A 1,543-nucleotide genomic window follows, 5' to 3' on the forward strand; every position below is an offset into this window, starting at 1 on the left:
GGGCAGAAGCGGAGGCCAGAGCTCAACGAGACCGTGGCCGCACTGTTGCCCCACATGAACACAAAGAAAGACCAATTTAATGCCCGGGAAATCGCTAACCTGCTATGGGCCATGGCGAAACTGGTGGACAACGGGCAGGAGCTGACGCCAGAGCTCAACGAGGCCGTGGCCGCGCTGTTGCTCCTCATGAACACAAAGAAAGACCAATTTAATGCCCAGGGGATCGCCAACCTGCTGTGGGCCATGGCGAAAATGGTGGACAACCGGCTGGAGCGCACAGCAGAGCTCAAAGAGGCTGTGGTCGTGTTGTTGCCCCACGTAAACGTACAGAAAGACCAATTTACTCCTCAGGGTATCGCCAACCTGCTGTTGGGCCATGGCAAAAATGGTGGACAACGGGCTGGAGCGCACAGCAGAGCTCAAAGAGGCTGTGGTCGTGTTGTTGCCCCACGTAAACGTACAGAAAGACCAATTTACTCCTCAGGGTATCGCCAACCTGCTGTGGGCCATGGCGAAAATGGTAGACAACGGGCAGGAGCACACACCAGGGCTCAAAGAGGCCGTGGCCGCGTTGTTACCCCACGTGAATGCACAGAAAGCTAACTTTAATCCACAGGAAATCGCCAATCTGCTTTGGGCCATGGCGAAGCTGGTGGACAAAGGGCTGGAGCGGACACCAGGTCTCAACAAGGCAGTGGCGGTGCTGTTGCCCCAAGTGAACGCACAGAAAGCTAACTATAAACCACAGGAAATCTCCAACCTGCTGTGGGCCATGGCGAAGCTGGTGGACAGTGGGCTGGAGCGGACACCAGGTCTCAACAAGGCAGTGGCCGTGCTGTTGCCCCAAGTGAACGCACAGAAAGCTAACTATAAACCACAGGAAATCTCCAACCTGCTGTGGGCCATGGCGAAACTGGTGGACAGTGGGCTGAAGCAAACACCAGAGCTCAAAGAGACCTTGGCCGCGCTGTTGCCCCATGTGAACGCACAGAAAGACCAATTTATTCCCCAGCATATCGCCAACCTGCTGTGGGCCATGGCGAAACTGGTGGACAACGGGCAAGAGCAGACATCAGGGCTCAAAGAGGCCGTGGCCGCTCTGTTGCCCCACGTGAACGCACAGAAAGACCAATTTATTCCCCAGCATATCGCCAACCTGCTGTGGGCCATGGCGAAACTGGTGGACAACGGGCAAGAGCAGACATCAGGGCTCAAAGAGGCCGTGGCCAGGCTGTTGCTCCACGTGAACGCACAGAAAGCTAACTTTAAACCACAGGAAATCACCAACCTGCTGTGGGCCATGGCGAAACTGGTGGACAGCGGACAGGAGCAGACACCAGTACTCAACGAGACCGCGGCCGCACTTTTGCCCCACATGAACGCACAGAAAGTTAACTTTAATCCACAGGAAATCGCCAATCTGCTTTGGGCCATGGCGAAACTGTTGGACAGCGGGCAGGAGCAGACACCAGTACTCAACGAGACCGCGGCCGCACTTTTGCCCCACGTGAACGCACAGAAAGACCAATTTATTCCTCAGCAT

At 55.7% G+C, this 1,543-nt stretch carries 1 protein-coding gene; it reads left to right on the top strand.

Annotation, left to right across the window (positions count from 1 at the left end; all coding sequences use genetic code 11):
• The coding region (locus tag ACO6V1_RS23880) for a DUF1601 domain-containing protein (RefSeq protein ID WP_422469080.1) at positions 1 to 603 on the top strand (603 nt) is incomplete at its 5' end.
• Positions 604 to 1,543 lie beyond the last annotated feature (940 nt).

The organism is Endozoicomonas sp. ALC013 (assembly GCF_049310205.1).
Classification (GTDB): Bacteria; Pseudomonadota; Gammaproteobacteria; order Pseudomonadales; family Endozoicomonadaceae; genus Endozoicomonas.